Origin of the sequence: Pilimelia anulata, from assembly GCF_014647895.1 — a bacterium.
Lineage (GTDB): Bacteria > Actinomycetota > Actinomycetes > Mycobacteriales > Micromonosporaceae > Pilimelia > Pilimelia anulata.
Map to the genome: position 1 here is coordinate 44,119 of NZ_BMQB01000014.1, position 24,104 is coordinate 68,222.

The 24,104-nt window shown below is 75.5% G+C and carries 21 protein-coding genes; 15 read left to right on the forward strand and 6 right to left on the reverse strand.

Annotation, left to right across the window (positions count from 1 at the left end; all coding sequences use genetic code 11):
• Window positions 1-178: 178 nt before the first annotated feature.
• The gene (gene helR, locus IEY94_RS22350; protein WP_268244878.1) at window positions 179-2,317 is read right to left on the reverse strand and encodes an RNA polymerase recycling motor ATPase HelR; all 2,139 of its coding nucleotides are present in this window, start codon (window positions 2,315-2,317) and stop codon (window positions 179-181) included.
• 294 nt (window positions 2,318-2,611) lie between these two features.
• On the opposite strand from helR, the gene IEY94_RS22355 reads away from it, so the two are divergent.
• The gene (locus IEY94_RS22355; protein WP_189172228.1) at window positions 2,612-3,247 is read left to right on the forward strand and encodes a hypothetical protein; all 636 of its coding nucleotides are present in this window, start codon (window positions 2,612-2,614) and stop codon (window positions 3,245-3,247) included.
• Between the two features lie 79 nt (window positions 3,248-3,326).
• On the opposite strand, the gene IEY94_RS22360 is transcribed toward IEY94_RS22355, so the two are convergent.
• Window positions 3,327-5,015: a M14 family zinc carboxypeptidase gene (locus IEY94_RS22360; protein ID WP_189172229.1), complete on the reverse strand. Its 1,689-nt coding sequence runs from the start codon at window positions 5,013-5,015 to the stop codon at window positions 3,327-3,329.
• A 224-nt stretch (window positions 5,016-5,239) separates the two neighbouring features.
• Between IEY94_RS22360 and IEY94_RS22365 the strand changes: the two genes are divergently transcribed.
• Window positions 5,240-5,683, forward strand: a complete 444-nt coding sequence (locus IEY94_RS22365; RefSeq protein ID WP_229784354.1) for a nitroreductase family deazaflavin-dependent oxidoreductase — start codon at window positions 5,240-5,242, stop codon at window positions 5,681-5,683.
• A 7-nt stretch (window positions 5,684-5,690) separates the two neighbouring features.
• On the opposite strand, the gene IEY94_RS22370 is transcribed toward IEY94_RS22365, so the two are convergent.
• A complete protein-coding gene (locus IEY94_RS22370; protein ID WP_189172230.1) occupies window positions 5,691-6,320 on the reverse strand; it encodes a maleylpyruvate isomerase family mycothiol-dependent enzyme in 630 nt (209 codons plus the stop codon).
• A 77-nt stretch (window positions 6,321-6,397) separates the two neighbouring features.
• Between IEY94_RS22370 and IEY94_RS22375 the strand changes: the two genes are divergently transcribed.
• Window positions 6,398-6,847, forward strand: a complete 450-nt coding sequence (locus tag IEY94_RS22375; protein ID WP_189172231.1) for a MarR family winged helix-turn-helix transcriptional regulator — start codon at window positions 6,398-6,400, stop codon at window positions 6,845-6,847.
• Between the two features lie 49 nt (window positions 6,848-6,896).
• Here IEY94_RS22375 and IEY94_RS22380 read toward each other — a convergent pair whose 3' ends face one another.
• Complete coding sequence (locus IEY94_RS22380) at window positions 6,897-8,339, reverse strand: hypothetical protein (protein WP_189172232.1); 1,443 nt, start codon at window positions 8,337-8,339, stop codon at window positions 6,897-6,899.
• A 259-nt stretch (window positions 8,340-8,598) separates the two neighbouring features.
• Here IEY94_RS22380 and IEY94_RS22385 point away from each other — a divergent pair, with 259 nt between their 5' ends.
• On the forward strand, window positions 8,599-10,125 hold the full coding sequence (locus IEY94_RS22385) for an MFS transporter (protein ID WP_189172233.1): 1,527 nt from the start codon (window positions 8,599-8,601) through the stop codon (window positions 10,123-10,125).
• Between the two features lie 99 nt (window positions 10,126-10,224).
• On the opposite strand, the gene IEY94_RS22390 is transcribed toward IEY94_RS22385, so the two are convergent.
• Together IEY94_RS22390 and IEY94_RS24085 are read right to left on the reverse strand one after the other, a co-directional pair.
• Entirely contained in the window at window positions 10,225-11,310 is a 1,086-nt protein-coding gene (locus IEY94_RS22390) for a collagen binding domain-containing protein (protein WP_189172234.1), read from the reverse strand.
• A 24-nt stretch (window positions 11,311-11,334) separates the two neighbouring features.
• Complete coding sequence (locus IEY94_RS24085) at window positions 11,335-12,894, reverse strand: M4 family metallopeptidase (RefSeq protein WP_268244877.1); 1,560 nt, start codon at window positions 12,892-12,894, stop codon at window positions 11,335-11,337.
• 236 nt (window positions 12,895-13,130) lie between these two features.
• Here IEY94_RS24085 and IEY94_RS22400 point away from each other — a divergent pair, with 236 nt between their 5' ends.
• The 11 genes from IEY94_RS22400 (at window position 13,131) to IEY94_RS22450 (ending at window position 23,783) form a co-directional block, all read left to right on the forward strand.
• Complete coding sequence (locus IEY94_RS22400; protein WP_189172235.1) at window positions 13,131-14,105, forward strand: LysR family transcriptional regulator; 975 nt, start codon at window positions 13,131-13,133, stop codon at window positions 14,103-14,105.
• 154 nt (window positions 14,106-14,259) lie between these two features.
• Window positions 14,260-14,676, forward strand: coding sequence for a CBS domain-containing protein (locus IEY94_RS22405; RefSeq protein ID WP_189172236.1), 417 nt, complete (start codon window positions 14,260-14,262; stop codon window positions 14,674-14,676).
• 255 nt (window positions 14,677-14,931) lie between these two features.
• Complete coding sequence (locus IEY94_RS22410) at window positions 14,932-17,178, forward strand: catalase (RefSeq protein ID WP_189172237.1); 2,247 nt, start codon at window positions 14,932-14,934, stop codon at window positions 17,176-17,178.
• A 179-nt stretch (window positions 17,179-17,357) separates the two neighbouring features.
• The gene (locus IEY94_RS22415; RefSeq protein ID WP_189172238.1) at window positions 17,358-18,134 is read left to right on the forward strand and encodes a hypothetical protein; all 777 of its coding nucleotides are present in this window, start codon (window positions 17,358-17,360) and stop codon (window positions 18,132-18,134) included.
• Window positions 18,131-18,565, forward strand: coding sequence for a phage holin family protein (locus tag IEY94_RS22420; RefSeq protein WP_229784355.1), 435 nt, complete (start codon window positions 18,131-18,133; stop codon window positions 18,563-18,565). The genes IEY94_RS22415 and IEY94_RS22420 overlap by 4 nt, the downstream gene beginning before the upstream one ends.
• Complete coding sequence (locus tag IEY94_RS22425; RefSeq protein WP_189172239.1) at window positions 18,565-19,203, forward strand: DUF3618 domain-containing protein; 639 nt, start codon at window positions 18,565-18,567, stop codon at window positions 19,201-19,203. The genes IEY94_RS22420 and IEY94_RS22425 overlap by 1 nt, the downstream gene beginning before the upstream one ends.
• Before the next feature lie 142 nt (window positions 19,204-19,345).
• Window positions 19,346-20,005 (forward strand): VOC family protein, encoded by a 660-nt coding sequence (locus IEY94_RS22430; RefSeq protein WP_229784356.1) that lies wholly within the window; start codon window positions 19,346-19,348, stop codon window positions 20,003-20,005.
• A 45-nt stretch (window positions 20,006-20,050) separates the two neighbouring features.
• Window positions 20,051-20,674 carry an alpha-ketoglutarate-dependent dioxygenase AlkB gene (locus IEY94_RS22435; protein ID WP_189172241.1) on the forward strand — a complete coding sequence of 208 codons (624 nt, stop codon included), beginning with the start codon at window positions 20,051-20,053 and terminating at the stop codon, window positions 20,672-20,674.
• A gap of 141 nt (window positions 20,675-20,815) precedes the next feature.
• Window positions 20,816-21,760, forward strand: a complete 945-nt coding sequence (locus IEY94_RS22440) for a DNA polymerase domain-containing protein (protein ID WP_189172242.1) — start codon at window positions 20,816-20,818, stop codon at window positions 21,758-21,760.
• Between the two features lie 193 nt (window positions 21,761-21,953).
• Window positions 21,954-22,712, forward strand: a complete 759-nt coding sequence (locus IEY94_RS22445; protein WP_189172243.1) for a heparin lyase I family protein — start codon at window positions 21,954-21,956, stop codon at window positions 22,710-22,712.
• Window positions 22,713-23,207: 495 nt separating this feature from the next.
• Window positions 23,208-23,783 carry a snapalysin family zinc-dependent metalloprotease gene (locus IEY94_RS22450; RefSeq protein WP_189172244.1) on the forward strand — a complete coding sequence of 192 codons (576 nt, stop codon included), beginning with the start codon at window positions 23,208-23,210 and terminating at the stop codon, window positions 23,781-23,783.
• Window positions 23,784-24,104 lie beyond the last annotated feature (321 nt).

The window sequence follows — 24,104 nt, forward strand, 5'->3', positions numbered from 1 at the left end:
GCGCGAGGGGAATCTACGGAGCGCCGCCCGGCCCGGGCAACGGATGTAGCCGGACGGTCGCCGACTGTTCACCCGGCCCGCTCCCCGCCCTCCCGCGCCGCCCGGCTCCCGGCCCGCGGGCCGGGCCCGCCGTCCCGACCCCGCGGCCCGAGCGCCGCCGCGCTGCCGGCCGCCGTCGTCACGGGCTCGTGAGGATCACCAGCTCGCCGGTCGCCCGGGTCATCGCGACGTACCGGTCCACCGCCCCCTCGATCCCCCCGCCGAACGCGTCGGGGTCGACGAGCACGACCAGGTCGAACTCGAGCCCCTTCGCCAGCTCCGGGGTCAGCGACCGGACCCGCGCCGTCGCCCGGTAGCCGGGGTCGCCGATGACGCAGGCGGTCCCGTCCGCGTGCGCGGCCAGCCACGCGTCGAGGACGGCGTCCCGCTCCGCCGCCGCCCCGTACCGCACCGGCACCCCGCCGGTGCGGATCGACGTGGGCACGTTCGCGTCGGGCAGCGCCGCCCGGATCACGGGCTCGGCCGCGGCCATGATCTCGCGCGGCGTCCGGTAGTTGATGCCCAGCGACGCCAGCTCGACCCGGTCGAGGCCGGTCCGGCCGAGCCGCTCCCGCCAGGACCCCGCGAACCCGTGCCGGGCCTGCGCCCGGTCCCCGACGATCGTGAAGCTGCGGGACGGGCAGCGGCGCAGCAGCATCCCCCACTCGGCGTCGGTCAGCTCCTGCGCCTCGTCGACCACGACGTGCGCGAACGGCCCGGCGAGCCGGTCCGGTTCGCCGGCCCGCAGCGCCGCCTCGTCGACCAGGGCGTCGCGCAGGTCCCGCCCGTGCAGCATCGTGATCGCGCCCTCGCCGTCGTCGTCGGCGTGCAGCAGGTCGGCGACGACCCCGGCCCGGTACGCGTGCTCGGCGGCCACCGCCGCGTCCGCCCGCTGCCGCCGCCGGGACTCCGCCGGGTCGCCGAGCCGCTGCCGCGCCGCGTCCAGCAGCGGCAGGTCGGACACCGTCCAGGCGCGCGGGTCGGGCCGCTGGAGCGCGCGGACCTCGGCGGCGTCGAGCCGGGGCGCGCACCGGCGCAGGTACGCCGGCACCGACCACAGGTCGGCGACCAGGTCGGCCGCCGCCAGCAGCGGCCAGGCGCGCCGGAACGCGGCCCGCAGCTCCCGGTTGCCGTGCAGCGACCGGCGGAGCGGGTCGGGCGGGGCGTCGCCGTCGTCGCGGTCCAGCAGGATCGAGATCAGCGCGGACCACACGACGTCCCGCGCCTCGTTGTGCGGGGTGCCGGGCTCGGCCGCCGCGAACGCCGCCGCCCAGTCGTCGGGGCCCAGCGGGATCCGGGACCAGTCGGTCTCCACGACCATCGCCCCGGCCGGCGCCTCCTCGTAGAACGCGACCGCCGCGTCGATCGCGCGGACCAGCTCCGCGGACGACTTCAGCCGGGCCACCGCCGGATCGGCCTCGGCGCCGGCCCCGGCCCCCTCGGCGACCAGGTCCCGCAGCGTGCAGGTCTGCACGCTCTCCTCGCCGAGGCTCGGCAGGACGTCGGCGACGTACGCCAGGTACGGCTCGTGCGGGCCGACGAACAGCACCCCGCCGCGCCGGTTGCGCAGCCGCGGGTCCGCGTACAGCAGGTACGCGGCCCGGTGCAGCGCCACGACCGTCTTCCCGGTACCGGGGCCGCCGTCCACGACGAGGGCGCCGGCCGAGCCCGCCCGGATGATGGCGTCCTGGTCGGCCTGGATCGTGCCGAGCACGTCGCGCATCCGGGCCGACCGGCTGCCGCCGAGGCTCGCGACGAACGCGGACTGGTCGTCGAGCGCCGCGTGCCCGGCGAACCCGTCCGGGGTGAACACCTCGTCCCAGTAGTCGGCGACCCGGCCGCGGGTCCACCGGTACCGGCGGCGGCTGGCCAGGCCCATCGGGTTGGCGTGGGTCGCGCCGAAGAACGGCGCCGCGGCGGGCGAGCGCCAGTCGAGCAGCAGCCGCCGGCCGGCGCCGTCGGTGAGGCCGAGCCGCCCGACGTACACCGGCGCGGCGCCGTCGGCGCCGACCATGCGGCCGAGGCACAGGTCGAGGCCGAAGCGGCGCAGGGTGCGCAGCCGGGCGGTCAGCCGGTGCACCTCCTGGTCCCGGTCGAGCGCCCCGCCGCCCCGGCCGCCGGGGGCCCGGCGCGCGGCGGCGAGCCGGTCGGACAGGTCGGCCACCGACGTGTCGAGGCTCGCGGCGATCGCCGCGAACCGCCGCTCGTCGTCGGCGATCATTGCCGGGTCGGCTTTCGCCGCCAGGTGGTCGGGCAGGTCGAACGCGCTGGTCGTCAGGGAGTTCACCGCGGTCACTCCGATCCGCTTTTCGCTTTCCGCATTGTGGCGCGGGGGCGACGAATTCAGGTCCGACCGGCGATTCTGCGGCATCACCCGGGCCTTGCCGCAAGCCCCGGGGTGCGCTATACATTAAGAATGGAAGGGAACGATTTTCCTATTCCATGCCCCCCTTTCCGAGCCGGCCTTGCGGAACCGGTCTCACGGAACCGGTCTCGCATCGGGCCGTCGTTCATTCTTCCGTTGGATTTTCCCGCCGGGTGCCCCGGCGCGGCGTAGAGTCCGCGCTGGTTCGTGTTGCTGGTCCCCGGCGTGGAGGTACCGATGTTCATCCAGTTCATCTTCGGTCGGGCCGGTGACCCGGCTGCGCTCCGGGAAGCGTTCGCGCGCTGGGAGGCCGACCTGGCGCCCGGCGCCGCCGGCTGGCTCGGCAGCACCGCGGGCATCGCGGCGGACGGCACGTTCGCCGCCACGGCGATGTTCGAGTCGGTCGAGGCCGCCCGGCGCAACGGCGACCGGCCGGAGCAGGGCGAGTGGTGGGCCCGGACGGCCGGCGCGTTCGCCGGCGAGCCCACCTTCCTCGACTCCGCCGCGGCCGGCACGCTCGGCGCGGGGGCCACCGGCGAGGCCGGGTTCGTCCAGGTCATCCGCGGCAGCAGCACCGACCCGGCGCGGGCGTACGAGCTCATGGCCGGCTCCGAGTCGCTGATGCGGGAGTTCCGCCCGGACGTCCTCGGCTCGGTCTACGGCTACACCGCCGACGGCGCGACCGTCGACCTCATCTTCTTCTCCTCCGAGGCCGAGGCCCGGGCGAACGAGCACCGGGAGCCGCCGGCGGAGGCCCGCGAGCTGATGGCACAGATGGAGGGGCTGTCGAAGGTCGACCAGTTCATCGACCTCACCGACCCCTGGCACCTCTCCCCGCGCTGACCGCCCGGCCCGAGCGGGCCGGCCGAGCGACGGGGCCGTCGGGGCGACGCGGTTCGCCGCGCCGCCCCGGGTGCCCGGCTCAGCCGACCGTCAGCCAGGTCGCGGTCGTCGGGCCGACGTTGCCCGCCCGGTCCGTCGCCCGCAGGTACACCGGGTGCCGGCCCGGGGCCAGCCCCGCGGTGGGCACCGCGCCGGTCGCCGTCGCGGCGCCGCCCCGCACGTCGACCGCCAGCGGGGCGGCCCCGCGGAACGCCGGGTCCAGCGCGTACTCGACCAGGGCCACGTCGCCGGCGGCGCGCACCCGGCCGGCCGCGGCCAGCTCGTAGGCGTGCGCGTCGACCGTCGCGGTGAGCCGCCCGCCGGCGGCCGCGGCGTCGCGGATGTTCGGCCCGAGCGACGCGGCGTACGGCGCCCTCGCGGTCTTGCCGAGGTACATCAGCACCTTCTGGTTGGCGTTCCAGTAGGTGTCCACGCAGGAGTACGGCGGGTGGAAGTTGTTGCCGCCGCAGCTCCCGCTGCCGCCCAGCTCGATCGTCGCCGCGGCGACGCCCAGCTTTTCGTAGATCCAGTCGTCGTGGCCGCCGGAGAACGAGTACAGGATCTGCGGCCCCTGGCCGGTCCGGTAGCCGTTGTACGACTTCATCTGCTCGCCGATCGCCTTCAGCGGCTTGTCGTTCGGCGTCGGCGTGTTGGCGTACTGCCACGGGATCAGGTTCATCCCGGCGACGGTGTGGATCGACAGCATGAACCCGGTGGCGGTGGCCGGCGCCGGCTCGTTGCCCTCGCGCTGCTTCTTGAACAGCTTCTTCCACAGTCCCTGCAGCGCCTGGTTCTCCACCTCGCTGTCCGCGCGCGGGCCGAGATACGTCTCGCCGCACGGGTCCTTGACCGTACCGGCGCCGCCCCAGTGGGTGCCGTTGTTGCGGTTGAGGTCGACGCCGACGTCCACGCCGCTGCACGAGCCGTTGCTCGGGTTCCGGTTCTTGCGCTGCATCGCCGGGCGCGAGCCCTGGGCGACGATGTCCAGGCCGTCGGGGTTGTGCACCGGGATGACCCACACCTCGGTCGAGTCCAGCAGCGCCGTCACCTCGGCGTCGGTGCCGTAGCCGTCGACCAGCTTGTCGATGAACCGGTACGACATCTCGCCCGCGGCGATCTCCCGCGCGTGCGTCTGGGTCATCAGGAAGAAGCGCGGCTTCTTGGCGTCGGTGCGCTGTTCGCAGTCGCCGGCCGCGCGCTTGGTGAGGCAGAGGACCTGGAGGTCGTACTTGCCGGTGTACGACTTGCCGATGCTGTGCAGTGCGGCCAGCTCGGGCTTGGCCCGGGCGACCGCCTCGACGTGGTTCTTGTGGCCCATCGACGTGTGGTACCCGCCGTAGAACGTGTCGTCGACCGGCGGGCGTCCGGTGTGGCCGATCAGGCCGCCGGGGTTGGCCCACGCCGGCGTCAGCGTCTGCGACACCTCGGCGCGGAACCCGGCGCGGCGCAGCCGGTCGCCGGTCGCCGCGTCGCCGGCCACGAAGAGGGTGTCGCCGACGCGCTCCTCCAGCAGGTCGAACCCGCCGGCGGCCAGGTTCTCGGCCGCCGCGGGGGTGGGCGCGGGTACGGCGTAGATGTAGTGGGTCGCCCGCCCGGCGGCGCGCGGCTCGCGCTCGGCGACGTCGATCCCCGCGGGCCGCGGCCCCGCCCCGGCCGGCTGGGTGACCGTGGCGGCGACGGCGGCGATCACCGCGACGGCCAGGGCCAGGCTCTTGCGCTGATCGGTCATCGGTGTCCCTCCGCGGCGGCCGACATCGCCCCGGCGGGCGCGCCCGGGCGGGCCGTATCAATCGACCCACATCAATTCAGCGGGACCGCTGCGCGGACGTCAACGCCGCTTCTGGTTCCGGCCAACCGGCGCACCCAAAACTGTTTACTCGTTGAATCGGCGGCCCCGCCGGGCGGTATCGTCGGATCAGCGGGGCATCGATATCGGGTCCGTTTCTTGATGGGGTGAGGGCGTTGACCGAGGAGTACGAGCCGAGCGCGCTGCCGTGGGTCCGCCGCCACGTCGAGCGGATCGTCCGGGCCGGCACCACCGACGGCGTCACGATCCGCGGCCTGCCGATCGTGCTGGTCACGTACCGCGGGGCGCGGACCGGCCGGCTCCGCAAGACGCCGCTGATGCGCGTCGAGCACGACGGCCGGTACGCGGCGGTCGCCTCCATGGGCGGCCAGCCGAGAAACCCGCAGTGGTACGCCGGCATCGTCGCGCGCCCGGACGTCGAGTTGCAGGACGGCCCGGTGACCCGGCGGTACCTGGCCCGCGAGGTCTTCGGCGACGAGAAGGCCGACTGGTGGCGGCGCGCGGTGGACGCGTTCCCGGACTACGCCGACTACCAGCGCAAGACCGACCGGCAGATCCCGGTCTTCGTCCTCGAACCGGCCGGCGCGTAGCGACCCCTCAGGGCGTCGCCGCGAGCCGGCGCGCGCCGGGTCCGTCGAGTCGGGCCAGGGCCGCGGCGCGCCGGCCGGTGATCAGGAGCAGCAGCGCCGCCAGCGGGCCCTCGACCAGCTCGCCGTCGCCGGCCGCCCACGGGTGGTCGGTGGCGCGCAGCCGGTACCCGCGCAGCCGGCGCGCGGCCCGGAACGGGAACAGGTTCGGCCACACCCGGTCGACCGCGGCCGCGGCGGCGGCCAGCGGCATGTCGCGCGGGCGGCCGAGCGGGACGGCGATGTCCTGGCCGTGCACGAGGGCGTCCAGCAGCGGCTCCAGCGGGCTGACCCCGGGGGCGCGCCGGCGCGAGCCGATCATGGCGCGGAGCAGGGGCGCGTACCGGTCGGTCGGCAGCGCGGCCCGCCGGATCGCCGTGTCGCGGATCATCCGGTCGAAGCTGCCGCCCGCCCGGACCAGGTCGACCACCGCCCGGCCGGGGCCGGTGTGCGCCAGGGTGAGGTGGGCCGCGACCTCGCGCACCCGCCAGCCGGCGCACAGCGACGGCGTCGCCCACTCCCGCTCGGACAGGTCGTCGAACAGGTCGGCCAGGCCCGCCCGCTCGGCCTCGACGGCCCGCCACACCTCGTCCGTGTCCATCGCCGGCTCCCCGCAGTAATGGTCAGTCTCTCTGACCATTATCGGTCAGATAAGCTGACCATCGTCAAGGGGGTGGCATGACGGAACCGAACCTCGGCCTGCTCTGCTTCATCGCGTACCGGGCGATCGAGGCGCGGGTGTTCGAGGCGGTGGCGGCCGCCGGCCACGGCGACGTGACGCCGGCGCAGGGGCGGCTGTTCGCCCAGTTGCGCCCCGAGGGCAGCCGGCTCACCGAACTCGCCGCCCGGGCCCGGGTCACCAAGCAGACCGCCGGCTTCCTCGTCGACCAGCTCGAACGCGCCGGGTACGTGGTCCGCACCCGCGACCCCGCGGACGCCCGCGCCCGGCTGGTCCGGATCGCGCCCCGCGGTGAGGCGGTGATCGCCGCCGCCCGGCGCGCGGAGGCGGCGGTCGAGGCCGAGTGGACCCGCCACCTCGGCGCCCGGGCCGCCGGGCAGCTCCGCGGCGCGCTGACCCGGCTCCGCGAGATCACCGACCCGTACCGCGAGGAGCCGGCGGACGACTGATCGTCCGCCGGCCCGGGTCCCGCGGACCGCGCCGCGCACGGCCGCCGCGTCAGCGCGGGGCGGCGGGGAAGCGCAGGTCCGCGGTGGCGGTGCCGGTGGCCGGTACCGCGATCGGGGCGGCCGCCGCGTACGAGTCGGCGTTGTCGTGCCAGCCCCGGCTGCGGATCTCGACGCCCTCGACGGTGCTGGCCTGGACCTTCACGCTGCGGCCGCCGAGGACCGGGTGGGCGTAGGTGGCCTCGGCGTTCGTGAAGAACACGCCGGCGACCAGGCCGTCCGCGGCATCGGCGATCAGGTCGTGCCGCTCGGTGCCGGCCGGTCCGGTCACCGCACCGCCGAGGACCACGCCGGGGGCGAGCGTGAAGTCCCGCTCCACCTCGGCGCCCGCCTCGATGCGGACGGTCGCCGCGTCGCGCTCCTCCCGCGCCCCGCCGCCCCACTGGTCGGCGCCGGGCGTGCGCGTCCAGCTCGCGCCGATCCGGAACGACCAGTCGTACGGGCCGAGCGCCGGCGACTCGTAGTGGCCCGCGGCGTCGGTGTAGTAGTACCAGACCAGGTAGTCGTTGTAGCGCAGCGATTCGTTGCTGATGGCCCCGCCGACCAGCGGCGTGCCGTCGGCGAGGTGCACCGTCCCGCGGACCGTCCCGCCGGGGTCGAAGCGCACCGTCGGGGCGGTGGTCTCCTCGCCCTCGCGGACGGTGATCTGCGCGGCCAGGTGCTCGCGGCCGGTGCCGCCGTCCGGGCCGACCCACTGGTCGCCCAGGTCGTAGCGCGGGTCGGCGCCCGCGAGGATGCGGTAGGTGCCGGGCGGCAGCGCGTCGGTGTGCACCCAGCCCTCGGCGTCGCGCTCCTCGGCCTCGACGAACGCCCACGAGCGGTCGGGGCCCACCGTCCGGACCCACAGGTACGAGCGGTCGTCCAGGATCGCGCCCGTGCGGCCGTCGGTCATCTTCGCCCGGATCGTCCCGCCGGCGCCGAACCGCGCCGTCACGGCCGCCGGCTCGCCGGCCCGCGGGGTGGCGGCGACGAAGTCGCCGAGGCGGGAGCCGCCGCCGTCCGGCCGGACCACGATCGGCAGTGGTACGCCGACGGCCAGGCCGCGCAGCGCCACCACGCCGTCGGACGTGCACGCGCGGCTGCCCTCGTCCCCGGCGACGGTGGCGCAGAACCGGGCGACGGGCGCGCCGGTGCGCGCGTCCCGGGCCGACACGGCGAGCGCGCCGGCACCGCCGACGGTGCCGGTCGGGGTGCCGGCGCGCGGCCGCTCGGCGCTCCAGCGCGCGTACCGCGCGAGCGCCGCCGACGACAGGCCGCGGGCGGTCGGGTCCGCCGCCCCGGCCGGGCCCGGCAGCGCGGGGGCGAGCCGCTTCGCGGTCGCTGCGGTACCGGTCGCGGCGGGTGGGGCGGGATCGGCTGCGGCGGGGGCGGCGAGGGCGGCGGCACCGGTCACGGCGATCGCCAGCCCCGCGGCCAGCACGGCGGTGCGCTTCACGGGCGCTCCTCAACTATCGGGTGGGGAACCTGTCGGAACATCGGGGAAACAGCCGGCTACGGCCGGTAGCTGCCGACTATCGCGCCCGCCCCGGCGCGTGAGTAATCCCAAGGATCCATAGGGCACCTCTATGAGATGTCCGTACTTGCGAGCGATGCGCGTTCTTCGACCAATTACATGTATTCGTCGACGCGGCGCCGGGCCGGGTGACGTAAATCGCTGGACCTCAACCGGGCCTCAGGATCTAACGTTTCCCTTCATGAGCATGATCCAGGGCGACCGGCGGACCTTCTACCAGCTCCTGGTCAGCACCCTGGTGGTGGGCGTCATCAACTTCACGGTGTGGTTCGCCATCACCTTCTACGTCTACCTGGAGACGGGCTCCGTCTTCGCCGTCGGCGTGGTCTCCGGCATCTTCCTGGTGCTCACCGCGCTGACCGGCATCTGGTTCGGCAGCCTGGTCGACCACCACGCCAAGAAGACGATGATGCAGGTCTCGGCGCTGGTCTCGCTGGCCGCGTACGCGGCGGCGCTGGTGCTGTACCAGCTCACCCCGCGGGCCGAGTTCCGGGACCCGGGCAGCGCCACCCTGTGGACGCTCATCGTGCTGCTGATGGTCGGCGTCATCGTCGGCAACATCCGGACGATCGCCCTGCCCACGCTGGTGACGGTGCTCATCGCCGAGGAGACCCGGGACCGGGCCAACGGGCTGGTCGGCAGCACGTCGGGGGTGTCGCTGCTGGTGACGTCGGTGATCAGCGGCCTGCTGGTGGCGCTGGGCGGGATGTTCTGGGTGCTCGTCCTCGCGGTCGCGGTCCTGGTCGCGGCGGTCGTCCACCTCGCCCTGGTGCCGGTGCGCGAGCACCCCGCGGCGTCCGCGCCGGGGGAGGGCGACGCCGGTACGGCGGGGGCCGTGCGCCTGCCCGCCGTGGCCGACGCGCCGGCGGGCGCCGCGGTGCCGGCCGCCGCGGCGGGGGCGCCGGCCGCGGGCGGCGGACCGGCGGACGGCGGGCGGAAGGTGGACCTGCGGGGGACGCTGCGGGTCGTCGCCGAGGTGCCGGGCCTGATGGCGCTGATCCTGTTCTCGACGTTCAACAACTTCCTCGGCGGCGTGTTCATGGCGCTGATGGACGCGTACGGGCTGTCGCTGATGTCCGTCCGGTCCTGGGGCCTGCTGTGGGGCCTGCTGAGCACCGGCTTCATCGTCGGCGGCCTGCTGATCGCCCGGACCGGCCTCGGCCGCAACCCGCTCCGCCTGCTGCTGATCATCAACGTGGTGCTGTGGGCGGTGACGATCCTGTTCCCGCTGCGCTCGTCGATCATCATGCTGACCGCCGGCATGTACGTGTACATGCTGCTCGCCCCGTACGCCGAGGCGGCCGAGCAGACGATCCTGCAGCGGGTGGTGCCGTACGAGCGGCAGGGCCGGGTGTTCGGCTTCGCCCAGAGCGTCGAGCAGTCGGCGTCGCCGCTGACCGCGTTCCTGATCGCCCCGATCGCCGACTTCGTGATCATCCCGTTCATGACCGACGGCACCGGGGCGCGGCTGATCGGCGACTGGTTCGGCACCGGCAAGGACCGCGGGCTGGCGCTCGTCTTCGTCCTCACCGGCGTGCTCGGGCTGATCGCCTCGATCCTGGCCCTGCGCAGCCGCCAGTACCGCCGCCTCCGCGACCGCTACACGGCCGCGGACGGCGACCCGCCTGCGGCCGGGCCGGGCACCGACGCCACCGGGCCGGACGCGGCCGGGGTCGGCGCGGAGCCCGCCCCCACCGCCCGCGGCTGACCCGCCGACCGGGGCGGCTCCGGCCGGCAACGGGCGAGCCGCCGACCGGAGCGGGCGCGTGCCCGGCTCCGGCCGGCGGCTCATGGGGCGCCGGCAGTGCTAGTCCGTCGGGAACCGCAGGTCGATCGTGGCGGCGTCCTGCTCCGGGATGGCGACGGGTGTCGCGTCCTCGACGGTCCGGGCCTCCCGGTGGAAGCCGGCGAACCAGGTGCTCTCGTCGATCACCGTGGTCGCCTGCACCGTCACCGTGGTCCCGCCGACGACGCGCGCGGCGTACTCCGTCTCCGCCGGCGTCCCGTTGATCCAGGCGGCGACCTGGCCGGTGCTGCTGTCGAAGAACAGGAGCTGCCGCAGCTCGCCCTTGTCCGCCGTCGGGTTGACGGCGCCGGTGACCCGGGTGCCCGGGACCAGCCGGTTGGTCCACTCCCGGGTCGTACCGGCCTCGACCCTGACGGTGGCCGCCCCGGCCGGGTTCAGCGCGCCGCCGGACCACTGCTGCGTCCCGCCCGCGGAGTCGAACGTCAGGAACCGCAGCGACCAGTCGTACGGGCCGAGGTTCGCGGCCTCGAACCGCCCCTCGTCGTCGGTGACGCCGAGGTTCAGGTTGCTGCTGTCGAAGTACCGGCTCGACTCCGCCGACGCCATCGCGTGGGCGGGCCGGCCGTCCGGGTCGAGCACGGTGACGCGCAGGCTGCCCGCGGGGTCCAGCAGGACCGGCGGCGCCGCCGCGTTCTCGCCCTCGCGCACGGTGATCATGGCGGCCAGGTGCTCCCGGCCCACGCCGCCGCGCTCGCCGACCCATTGGGCGCCGAAGCCGCCCGGGTACGGGTTGACCCACAGCCGGTACCGGCCGGGCGCCAGGCCCCCGCTGCGCACGACGCCCTCGGCGTCCGGGATCAGCTCGGCGGCCGGGACGTCGCCGTCCACGCCGCGGACGTAGACCTCGACGTCGCCGTACGGCTTGCCGGTGGCGCGGTCGGTCACGGTGGTGGACAGCGTGCCGGTCGCCGCCCGGCCCGGGCCCCCGGGGTGCGGCGCGGCCGCGTCCGACGGGCCGGCGGGCGCGTAGACGGACGGCCCGAGCGGACGGGGGGAGCCCCCGCCGGCCGGCGCGGCGCCGGCCGGCGAGGGCGCGGTCAGCAGCACGGCCAGGGCCGCGCCCACCGCGGAGTGGTGCAGTCGCATGGGTGTCCTTCCCGGATGATCGGATCAGCGGGCCGACGGGCAGGACTCGCCGGTGCCGGCGGGCACCGAGACGGCGTCCCACGCCTTCTGTACCGCGGCGCACTCGCCGCCGGTCGGGAACAGCTCCTTCGCGGCCGCGACCGACGCGGCGCGGGCGCTGGCGTGGGTCCACTCCGAGGTCTTGCGCATGAGGGTGCCCATGAAGACCTTGCCGGCCTTCTGGATCCCGATGCCGGCCACGGTGCTGTTGTTGCAGGTCGGGGACTTCGGCTGCCCGTTGGTCGGGTTGGAGCCCTCGGCGAGCAGGTAGAACCAGTGGTTCTGCGGACCGGCCGCGGCGTGCACCTCGGTGTTCGGGATCTTGCTGGAGTAGCAGTTCGGGTCGCCGACCTTCGACGGCTCGTACATGTACCGGATCGGGCCCTTGCCGATCAGGTTCGGCAGCTCGCCGACCTCGTAGTCGGGCTTGTCGGCCGGGTGGTTGGCGTAGAACTCGGTGAGCGCGCCGAAGATGTCGCCGGTGGACTCGTTCAGGCCGCCGTTCTCGTTGTCCTCCCAGTCGCCGGCGCCGCCGGGGGTGTGCTGGAAGATGCCGTGGCCGAATTCGTGGCCGACCACGTCCATATTCGTGAGCTGCCGCTTCTTGTCCTGCGAATAGCCGAATTCGGCGTAGTCGCCGGTCCAGTAGGCGTTGACCTGCTGCAGGCCGACGCGGACCGGGAAGCCGCGGCCGGCGCCGTCCATGCCGTTGCGGCCCAGCCAGTCCTTGAGCATGTCCCATTCCTTCTGGGCGCCCCAGAGCGCGTCCGCGCAGCCGGACGGCAGGTCCATGGCGCCGCCGGTGCCGTACTCGTTGCTCGCGCTGGCGTACGGGGCGCCGTTGCGGCCGCCGCACTGCAGGCCCGGCCGGGACGGGTCGACCATCTTCCCGGCCTCGAGGCCGCCGAGGTCCTGCTTGCCGTAGTACGCGCCGTTGCCGGTGGCGTGCACGACGTCGTTGCGGGTCCGGTCGTCGATGACCCTCCCGGACCTCGCGTCGACGACGACGTGCAGCCGGGCCGGGCGGTTCCGCCGGTCGGCGCCCGCCACCGCCACCTCGTACGCGAGCCGGCCGGCGCCGTCGGCGACGACGACCAGGCGCGGGGTGCCGACCCGGTCGACCCGGCGGAGCTGCGCCCGCGCGGTCCGGGTCGCCGCGGCGGCCGGGATGGCGGCCCGGGTCGAGGTGACGTCCAGTTCGCGGGTCTGAGCGACCCGGGTGGACAGCACGGTGCCGGCGGCGTCGGTGACCACGACGGCGTCGCCGCCGAGGACGGGCAGGCCGCGGTGCGTGCGCTCGTACGCGACGTACTGCAGGCCCGCGCCGGTCAGGTTCGACTGCTGGACCAGCTCGTCCGCTTCGGACAGGCGGAAGGCGGCCGGGTCGGCGGCGACCAGCCGGTCGGCGGCGGCGCCGGCCAGCAGGGCCGGGGCGGGGCGGTGGGCGGGCTCGCCGGCGGCGGCTGGGGCGGACGGGGCGGTGAGGGCGACGGCGCCGGCGACGGCGATCGTTGCTCCCGCGGCCCGCATGGCGGTGCGCTTCACGGGTGCTCCTTGCGGGTGGGTGGGGATACCGGCCGGACCCGGCCAGCGCCGCCGACTATCGCGCCCCGCGCCGACCGCGGAACAATCCCAGTGATCTATAACGTTCGGCTATACGACGCGGTCATAATCATGGGCCGGTCAGCGATCCGCCCTTCTATTCGGACCGTCGCCGCCGCAAGCAATTCCATGGAATTCCGGGGCATGGATATCCACAGGTATGGATGTAGCCTGTGCGGGTGGAGCTGGACTTCCGGCACTTGCGACTCATCCGGGCCGTCGCGAATGGCGGATCGCTGGCCGCCGCCGCGGCGGCCGTCGGAATGGCGCAGCCGTCGGCCGCGGCGGCGCTGGGCCGGGCCGAGCGCATCGTGGGCGGTCGGCTGTTCCGCCGTACCGCCGACGGGCTGGTGGCCACCGAGCTGGGCGAGGTGGTGACCGCGCACGCGCTCACCATCCTGGGCGCGCTGGAGCAGTTCGAGGAGTGCGCCGGGCAGGACGGCCGGCCGACGGTACGCATCGGCGCCACCCCGGGGCCGCTGGCCGCGGCCCTGCCGCGGATCATCGACCTGGTCCTCGACGTCACCTCCGACGTCCGGATCGGCTTCAACGGCCGCCGCTGGCTGACCATGGTGGCCGCCCGGCACCTGGACGCGGCCCTCGTCGTCGACTACCCGGCCGCCGAGCTGACCAGCCCGCACACCATCCGTCGGGTCGTCGCCGTCGAACCGCTGTTCGTCGCCCTGCCGGAGCGGCACCCGCTCGGCGACCGGGTGGAGGTCGACCTCCGCGAGCTGGCCGACGCGACGCTCGGGGAAATGTCCGACGCCGGGCCCAGCGCCCACGAGCACCTGGTCGCCGCCTGCGCCGAGGCGGGGTTCACCCCCGCGACCGTCACCCTCGGGCTCGCCGAACTCCGCTCCTTCGCCCGGCGCCGGCACGCCGCCCTGCTGCTCCGGCCGACCAGCCAGCCGCCGCCGGGCATGGTCGCCGTGCCGCTGGCCGGTACGCCGCTGCGGATGACCACGAGCCTGCACGTCGGCGCCGACCACCCGCTGATCGCCGAGCGCGGCGCGCGGTTGTGGTCGGAGCTGGTCGCCGCGCAGCACCGGGTCGTCGACACCAGCCGCGTCTACCGCGCGTGGCGGGAGCGGCACCCCGACTGGCGGCTCACCCCCGGCGCGCCGCGGCCGCGCGGTACCGCCGCGCCCTGACCCGTACCGCGCCCCGGCCCCCGGACCGCGCCCGACCCCGTCCGCGTCCGGCCCCGGACCGCGCTCCGGATCGGTGAAAGCGCGCGCGAGGTGCATCGCGGTGGCCCCGCTGGGTAGGGGTGGGGGTGAGGTCCATCGACGGAAGGGGAGAGACGTGACGACCGCGAGGGAGATCATGACCGCCGGGGCGGCCTGCGTGGGGGAGCAGGAGCCGGTGGCCGAGGCCGCCCGCCTGATGGCGGAGCTGGACGTGGGCTCGCTGCCGATCTGCGGCGCCGACGACCGGCTCACGGGCATGCTCACCGACCGGGACATCGTGGTGAAGGTACTGGCCGGCGGCCGCGACCCGAACACGGTGCGGGCCGGCGAGCTGGCGCAGGGCAAGGCGGTGACGATCGGGGCCGACGACGACGCGGCGGAGATCCTGCGGACGATGGCCGAGCACCGGGTACGCCGGCTGCCGGTGATCGACGGCCGCAAGCTGGTCGGCATCGTCGCGCTGGCCGACGTGGCCCGGGCGCTGCCCGACCGGCCGGTCGGCGAGCTGCTGGACGCCATCTCCGCCGACTAGCACCCCCGCCGGGCGGCGCCGCCGGACCGAGCGGCGGCGCCACCGCCGGCGGCCGACCGAGCCGCCCGCCACCGCCCGGCCGAGCCGACCGCCAACCGCCCGGCGGCGCCCGCCGGAGCCGGACGCCGTCGCCGTCCGAAATGGCGGGTGGTCGGCGCCCGGACCTGCGGCGGAGCGGTCCCGTGCGGGTGTTTGCCCGGTCGGGGGCCGGGTACGGGTCGGCAGTCAGCACGCCGCCCGGGAGGAGCCACCGAGATGGACAGCAAGCGCACCGATGACAGCAGCGAGGCGAACGGCGCCGGCCCACCGACCCCGGAGGTGCCCGGCGCCCCCGGTGCGGAGCCGCCGGCGCTGGCGGAGCCGACCGAGCCCCGCGACCCGCTGCCGCCGAGGCCCGAGCAGGGCGCCCCGCAGACCCGCACGCCGACCGGCGCCGCCACCGATGTGCCGCGGGCCGACAGGGGCCAGCAGGGGGCGTTCCTCACCACCGCGCAGGGCGCCCGGCTGCGCGACACCGACCACTCGCTCAAGGCCGGGCCGCGCGGCCCGGTGCTGCTGCAGGACCACCACCTGCGGGAGAAGATCACCCACTTCGACCACGAGCGGATCCCGGAGCGGGTCGTGCACGCCCGCGGCGCCGGGGCGCACGGCCACTTCACCGCGTACGGCACGGCGGAGGACGTGACCTGCGCGGCGTTCCTGCGCCGGGACCGCCGGACGCCGGTGTTCGTCCGCTTCTCCACCGTGCTCGGCTCCCGCGGCTCCGCCGACACCGTGCGGGACACCCGCGGCTTCGCCACGAAGTTCTACACCGACGAGGGGACGTTCGACCTGGTCGGCAACAACATGCCGGTCTTCTTCGTGCAGGACGCGATCAAGTTCCCCGACATCATCCACGCCGCCAAGCCGCACCCGGACCGGGAGATCCCGCAGGCGCAGAGCGCGCACGACACGTTCTGGGACTTCGTCTCCCTGCACACCGAGGCGCAGCACCACACCCTCTGGAACATGTCCGACCGGGGCATCCCGCGCTCGTACCGGATGATGGAGGGCTTCGGCGTGCACACCTTCCGGCTGGTCGACGCCGCCGGCGGGACCGTGCTGGCGAAGTTCCACTGGAAGCCGAAGCTCGGCGTGCACTCGCTGGTCTGGGAGGAGGCGCAGCTCCTCGCCGGCGTCGACCCGGACTACCACCGGCGGGACCTGTACGACGCGATCGAGTCCGGCGCGTTCCCCGAGTGGGAACTGGGCCTGCAGGTCTTCCCCGACGTACCGGAGGAGACGTTCGCGGGCATCGACCTGCTCGACCCGACGAAGTTCGTGCCGGAGGAGCTGGCCCCCGTACAGCCGGTCGGCCGCCTGGTCCTGAACCGGACGCCGCGCAACTTCTTCGCCGAGACCGAGCAGGTCGCCTTCCACCTCGGCAACCTGCCGCCCGGCATCGACGTGACCAACGACCCGCTGCTGCAGGGCCGCCTCTTCTCGTACCTGGACACGCAGCTCACCCGGCTCGCCGGCCCGAACTTCCCGCAGCTCCCGATCAACCGCCCGCACGCCCCGGTCAACGACATGCTGCGCGACGGCTTCCACCAGCACGCCGTGCACGCCGGCGTCGCGCCGTACCGGCCCAACTCGCTGGACGGCGGCAACCCGTTCCCGGCCGGCGAGGGCGACCACCCGTTCGTCGACCTGCCGGTGACCGTCGCCGAGGCGCCGAAGGTGCGGGCCAGCCCGGTGTCGTTCGACGACCACTTCAGCCAGGCACGACTGTTCTGGGCGAGCATGTCGCCGGTGGAGCGGGAGCACATCGTGCACGCGTACACCTTCGAGCTGGGCAAGTGCGTCCACCCGACCATCCGGGAGCGCCAGGTGCGGTGCCTGGCCAACATCGACCCGGTGCTGTGCGAGGAGGTGGCGGCCGGGCTGGGCCTCCCGGTACCGGAGCCGACCGTGCCGCCGGCCGAGGTGACGCCGAGCCCGGCGCTGTCCGTGGTCGGCGCGCGCTGGCCGGTCGACGGGCGGGTCGTCGGCATCGTGGTCGGCGACGACCCGGCCGGGGCGGACGCCGCCCGCGCGGCGGTCCGGGCCGCCGGCCTGGTGCCGCTGCTGATCGCCGGCCGCGGCGGCCGGGTCGGCGAGCTGCCGGTGCAGCGGACGTTCGCCACCGCCCGGTCCGTCGAGTTCGACGCGCTGCTGCTGACCGCGGCGCCGCCCCCGGCCGCCGACGCGGCGGGCGTCCGCGACGCCAAGGCCGGCGTACCGGTGGCCGCGCCGGTGGACCCGCGGGTCCTGCTGCTGGTCGAGGAGTGCTGGCGGCACGGCAAGGCGATCGTCGCCGACGGCGCCGGGGACGCGGTGCTGGAAGCGGCGGGCGTGGCCGGCACGCCGGGGGTCGAGACCGCCGACTCGCCGGCCGCCGCGGCCGCCGCCGCGGTGGAGCTGCTGGGCGCGCACCGCGCCTGGGAGCGGTTCGACCCGACCCCGGCGACCGCCGGGCGGTGACGCCGGCGGGTCCCCGGCACCACGCTGCGCCGGCACCCCTAGTGGTGCCGGCGCAGCGCCGGCTGCCCCGACGCGCGCCCGCGGGCCGCTGACGTGGAGGAATGAGCTTGCGCCGTACCGGGTAGGGCCGGCGCATCCGCCCCTCCGGCGGTGTCCACTGTCCAGAGAGCGGAAGTGACATGACGGATTTCTCCGAGAATCGATCGCCGGGGTCGGGTGCGGACGGCACCGGGTCGGACGCCACGGGCGCGGTCGCGGACCGGGTGCGGCCCGTGGTCGAGACCGCCGCCGGTGCGGGCGCGCAGGTCGCCGAGTCGGTACGGGAGCAGGGCGGCGAGGTGGCCGCCGAGGCCGGGCGGCAGGCCCGGAACCTGGCGCACGAGGCCGGCGGCCAGCTCGCCGAGCAGGCCCGGGCGCAGCAGCAGCGGGCCGCGGGCGGCCTGCGCACGCTGGGCGAGGAGCTGGACGGGATGGCGCAGGCGTCGCCCCGGGAGTCCGGTACGGCGACCGAGCTGGCCCGGCAGGCGTCGGCGAAGCTGACCGAGCTGGCGGGCTGGCTGGAGGAGCGGGAGCCGGGCGCGGTCCTGGACGAGGTCCGCCGGTACGCCCGCCGCAAGCCGGGCACGTTCCTGCTCGGCGCCGCGGCCCTCGGCGTGCTGGCCGGCCGGGTCACCCGGAACCTCGGCGACCCCGCGGACGGGTCCGCCCGCCCGGCCGCCGGCCGCGCGCCCGCGACGCCGCCGGCCCCGCCGGTGACGCCCGCGCCGCCGGTGCCGGCCGAGTCGCCGGCGGCGGCGCCGTACGTGCCGGCGCAGCCGACCGCGACCGGGGTCGCGCCGGTGCCCGCGGGCAGCGCGGGGGTGCCGCCGGTGCCGCCGCCGTCCGGCCCGGGCCCCGGCAGCGCGCCGGGTCCGGGCGAGTACGCGGTCGGCCGGGTCGAGGGGAGCGTGCGGTGAGCGGCGACTTCGAGCCGGAGCCGCCGCTGACCGACCGGTACGGCGACGTCGGTTCGCGGTCGCTCGGCGACATGCTCGGCGCCGTGACCGAGGACCTGTCGCTGCTGGTCCGGCAGGAGATGGAGCTGGCCAAGGCCGAGCTGCGGGCCGAGGCCGGCCGGGCCGGGCGGGCCGGCGGGCTGTTCGCCGGCGCCGGCGTGGCCGCGCACATGACCCTGCTGTTCCTGTCCATCGCGGTGTGGTGGGGGCTGTCCAACGTGATGGACGGCGGGTGGGCCGGGCTCATCGTCGCCGTCCTGTGGGGCCTGGGCGCCGCCGTGCTGTACGCGGCGGCCCGCGACCAGGCCCGGAAGCTGCGCGGCCTGCCGCGCACCGCGGAAACCCTGGAGAAGATCCCGAACGCGCTCAACCCGAACCGAGGAGCTGCCTGATGACCGCCCAGCCCGAACAGATCCGCCGGGAGATCGAGCGCACCCGCGCCTCGCTCAGCCACGACGTCGACGCGCTGGCGTACAAGGCCAGCCCGACCCGGATCGTCGAGGAGCGCAAGCAGCGCCTGACCGGAACCCTGCGGGGGATCCGCGACACGGTGATGGGTACCGCCGACGACGCCGGCGGCGGCCTGAGCCGGGCCACCGGCGCCGTGGGCGACACCATCGCCGACACCGCCCACGCGGTCGGCGAGGCCGCCGCGGACGCCCCGGCGGCGATCCGCCGGCAGACCGAGGGGAACCCCCTGGCCGCCGGGCTGATCGCCTTCGGCGTCGGCTGGCTGGTGTCGTCGCTGGTGCCGGGCAGCGACCCGGAGCGGCGGGCGGTGGCCGCCGCCGGGGACGCGGTCGAGGAGCACGCCCCGCAGTGGAAGCAGCAGCTCGGCGAGGCCGCCGGCGACCTGACCGACAGCCTGCGGGCGCCGGCCGCCGAGGCGGTCACCGCGGTCCGGGAGACCGCGACCGAGGCCGTGGACACCGTGCGGTCCGACGCCGGCGACGCCGCGCACGCGGTCCGGGCCGAGGCCGGGTCGGCCGCCGACCGCGGGGGGCGGCACGCCAGCGACCCCGCCGGATGACCCCGGGCGGGACGGTCCGGACCGGAGTGGCGCCGATTCGCCGGAATTCCGGCGCCACCTCCCCCGGTCGGCGGTGTGCGCTGTGCGCACACCGCCGACCGGGGGAGGGGCCGGCGGCGCGCGGTGCCGTAGGGTGCGCGTGGTGTCGACGCTGCAGGACGCCATCCCGATCTCGTACGTGCGTGACCTCGACGCCGCGCAGGTCTTCTACGAGCTGCTCGGGCTGAGCGAGCTGCGCCGCGGCGACAGCCCCGCCGGCGGCTACCGGTACCTGGGCCACGGCGAGTGCTCGCTGCTGCTGGCCCGGGTCGACCCGTGCCCGGTGACCGCGGCGCTGCCGATGGGCCTGTACCTGTGGTCGACCGACGTCACCGCGGTCGGGGAGGCGCTGACCGCGGCGGGCGTGGCCTGCGAGCACGTCGGCCACCCGCCGCACGCGCCCGGCGGCGAGCTGCGGACCGCGGACCCCGACGGCAACGTGGTCGTCCTCGGCCAGCGCGTCCCCACCGGACCGGCCGGGCCGGCGGGCGAGCGGCCCGACGCGGGCTTCTCCATCCTCGCCGAGGCGGCCGCCCGGGTCGCGGCGCGCGGCGACGCCCCGGCCGGCGGCTGCGGCATCGGCGGCCCGCACGGGGCGGCGTGCGACCAGCCGGCGCAGGTGAAGCTGGCCGACACCTGGGGCGACACCGCGTGGGGCTGCCTCGCGCACGCCGAGGAGGCGCTGTTCAACGCGCGCGGCGCGTTCCTGGCCGCGAACGAGGGCGACGGCCTGGGGCCGTGGCTGACGGCCCGCCGCCGCTGAGATTTCTTTTCGTACACCTGTACTAACCCGGGGTACGGTGTCGGGGTGACGTTCCAGGGCTCGCTGCTGGCCGGCGGCGCGCGGACCCGGCCCGGGCCGCTCGGCGACACCGTGCGGCGCCTGCCGCTGGGCGCCGGCGCCTGGCTGGACCTGCGGCCGAGCTGGCTCGCCGGCGCCGACGCGCTGTTCGAGCGGCTGCGCCGCGGCGTGCCGTGGCGGGCGGAGCGGCGGCAGATGTACGACCGGGTGGTCGACGTACCCCGGCTGCTCGCCCACTACGGCCCCGGCGCGGCGCTGCCCGACCCCGCGCTGGACGCGGCCCGCGCGGCGCTGGACGCCCACTACGGCGCCGAGCTGGGCGAGCCGTTCGCCACCGCCGGCCTGTGCCTGTACCGGGACGGCCGGGACAGCGTCGCCTGGCACGGCGACACCGTCGGCCGCGGCGCCACCGAGGACACGATGGTGGCGATCGTCTCGCTCGGCGCCCCGCGGGCGCTCGCGCTGCGCCCGCGCGGCGGCGGCCGCGCGCTGCGCTTCGACGTCGGCCACGGCGACCTGCTGGTGATGGGCGGGAGCTGCCAGCGCACCCGGGAGCACGCGGTACCGAAGACGACCCGGCCGTGCGGGCCGCGGATCAGCGTCCAGTTCCGCCCGGTCGGCGTGCGCTGACCGGCGGTTTCGACCGGCCGCCCCTCGTCGGCGGGCCGGCGTCCGGCCGCGGCCTCACGACGGCCGGCCCGGCGGCGAACCGGGGCGGTCCCGTGCGCCGTTGGGCCGGCGGGGAGCGGTGGGCCGTGGTGGGATCGGCTCATGACGGAGGAGCGCGCCGGGGTTCCGCTGACCAACCTCGACCAGCCGCTGTTCGACGGCGCCGACGCGACCAAGCGCGACCTGGTCGAGTACCTCGACGCCGCGCACGAGCAGCTCGTCGCACAGCTCCGCGACCGCCCGCTGTCGGTGGTCCGGGTGCGGCCGGGGCAGCCGCCGTTCATGCAGAAGAACCTCCCGCCGTACGCCCCGGCGTGGATCCGGACCGCGCGGGTGTGGGCGGAGACGTCCCGCCGGTACGTGTCGTACCCGCTCTGCGACGACCGCCGCACCCTGATCTGGCTGGCCAACCAGCGCGCCGTCGAGTACCACCCCACCCTGTTCCGCGGCGACGGCGCCGCCGGCCCGACCCACCTCGTGCTGGACCTCGACCCGCCGGCGGACGCCGACTTCGGCACGGTGGTCCGGGCGGCCGGGCCGGTCCGGCAGGCGCTCGCCGACGCCGGCCTGGCCGGGGCGGTGAAGACGAGCGGGGCGAAGGGCCTGCACGTGTTCGTCCCGCTGCGGCCCGGCCTCGCCGCCGCCGACGCGGCCGCCGCGACCCGGGCCCTGGCCGCCCGCGCCGAGCGGCTCGACCCGGCGCTGACCACCACCGCCTTCCTGCGCGAGGACCGGGCGGGCCGGGTGCTCATCGACACCTCGCGGGCCGGCGGGGCCACCGTCGTCGCGGCGTACAGCCCGCGGACCCGGCCCGGCCTGCCGGTCTCGTTCCCGGTCGCCTTCGACGCGCTGCCGGACGTGACGCCGGCCGACTTCACCCTCCGCCGCGCGGCCGCCCTGCTCGCCGGCGCCGACCCGTGGGCGGCCGCCATGCCGGCGCCGCAGGACCTGCCCGCCGACCTGGTCGCCGAGGGGCACACCATCCCGACCGCGCGCGTGCAGGCGATGCACGAGGGCAAGCGCCGCGCCCGCGAACGCCGCTCCTGATCGCGCCGCGTCCACACCCACGGGCGTATTCCGTACATTTCACGGGCTCGGCGGCGGTAGTCGGTGATATCCGTTCACCCGGCCGCCGACTATTGATTCACACAACCTATTCCTTGAACATCGCGAATGAGTTCAGTCAGAAACGTCGGGCACCCGGGCAGCGCCCCGGCTCCACCCCACCCCGGAGGTTTCCGTGTCCGCACCCGCACGCCAGAAACTCCGCCATCCCCGCACCGCGGCCCTCGCGGCGGCCGCGGCCGCCGCCCTCGTCGTCGTCGCCGCCCCCGCGTCGGCGGACGCGACGCTGGTGTGGGACGGCAATCCCGCGCAGGGCACCAACGTCTTCGGCAACGTCGAATGCGCATCACCCGGCAACCTGCGCACCACGCCGGACGCCGACGGCCGCGGCACCGTGTTCCAGTACAGCAAGTCCGTCGGCGTCTACCGCTGCGAGTCGCGCGGGGCGAAGGTCAACGGCTCCCGGTACAAGTTCGCCGCGGACAGGACCTACTGGCTCGGCTGGGAACAGAAGTTCTCCGTCGTGCCGGGCGGCACCGACTGGGTGCCGTGGCAGTGGAAGTCGTACCCCAACGCGGACCAGAACTACCCGGTGCTCATGACCGTGGGCAAGGGCAGGGTCAGCCTGGTGTACGTGGGTCCGGGCGGCGCGAAGTGGCAGTACGTCTGGTCCCGCGCGGTGCGGGCCGACGAGTGGCACCGCGTCGCCATCGGCATTCACACCGCGAAGTCGGCGTCGAGCGGCTGGATCGAGCTGTACTACGACGGGGTGAAGCAGAACTTCGCCAACGGCTCGGCCCGCCTCACCGGCCGCACGTGGGACTCCGCCAACGAGCCCAAGTGGGGCGCGTACGACCGGGGCAACACGAAGACGGCGATCACCAACCGGGTCGGCCGGCTCCGGATCGGCACGACGTACGCCGACGTGTCCTGAATCCGCCGGTACCGATGGTCGCCGGCCCCCGGTGCCGAACGGGTCGGCAGCGCAGTTTTCCGTTGGGATCCAATGGTGCTATGGAAAGAACGATGTGCTGCCGCACCGTTGTCGCGGTGCGTTTCGGCGCTGTCGCGACGGGTTCGCGATGCCGTTTCGGCGACCGTTTCCGCCCGGCGTCCCGCCCCGGGTACCGGACGACGGAATGCTGTCGAATCGGCCGTAATCCCAGCTCACCCACGGGCTGGCGGGGTCGGTACCACTCGTGGGCCGCGGTGTCGGTGCCGTCCGGTGGGCGGCCGGGTTTCCGGGGCGACGACTACGCAAAGTCAGTGACGTCGCTCGATGGGTTACCGATGCGCGGGTGGCCCACTGCCCCGCCGGGTCGCGGGGTTCGGTCGGCGTTGTCCGGACGGATTGACGACTATAGATTGATGACCTGCCTGCCGTGACTCACATCACGAGTCGCGGCCCAGTCGACCAAGGAGTCCCCCTATGCGCAGGCGTGACGTGCTCCGGATCGCCGCCGCCGGACTGACCGCCGCGGTCGCCGGCGTCACCTTCATCGCCCCCTCGGCCTCGGCACAGAACACCAGCGCCGCGCCCGCCGCGGTGCGCGTGATCAAGTACGACCCGAAGGGCGCCGGCAAGTACACCGACGTCGTCAACCAGGCCGCCGAGGTCTGGAACAAGCACGTACCCGAGATCAAGCTGGAGATCGGCTCGCCGCCCTCCATCACGTTCACCACCGGCTCCGGCTGGCCGAACACCCAGATGCAGGGCTTCGGCCGCGGGGTCATCCACATGGGCAACCAGGCGATCGACCCGGGCCCACAGGGCGGTCACGACCCGCTGCGGGTGGCCGTACACGAGTTCGGCCACGCGCTCTCCCTGCCCGACTACCGGCAGAAGCCGTGCGAGTGGGTGATGTCGGGCAGCGCCCACCCGAACACCTGCCGCCACTCGGAGCCGGCACCGGAGGAGGCGGCCGAGGTGAAGCGCAAGGCCGGCGGCGGCGTCCCGGTGGCCCCGCACCACTTCACCCACGACGAGTACTCCTACCAGCACTGAACCCTTCGAAATGGGGTGAGGGGCGGCGCTAAGCGCCGCCCCTCACCCCATTTCACGGTCGTCGTGCTCGACCTGCCGTTGCGCACGTGCCTGCGCGGGCTCGCCGCGCGCCGGCTGCGGCACCCGCGGCCGGCACCGTGACGGCGTGCACGACCACCTCACGTGGTTCTTCGTCCGCTACGTCCTCGGGTACCGGCGCACGACCCGCGACCGCGTCGACCGCCTCGTCGCCGGGCACGAGGGGCACGAGGGGCACCCGGACGTCGTGCGGCTCACCGGCCGCCGGCAGGCCGACGCCCTCGTCCACCGCCTCCGCCGCGA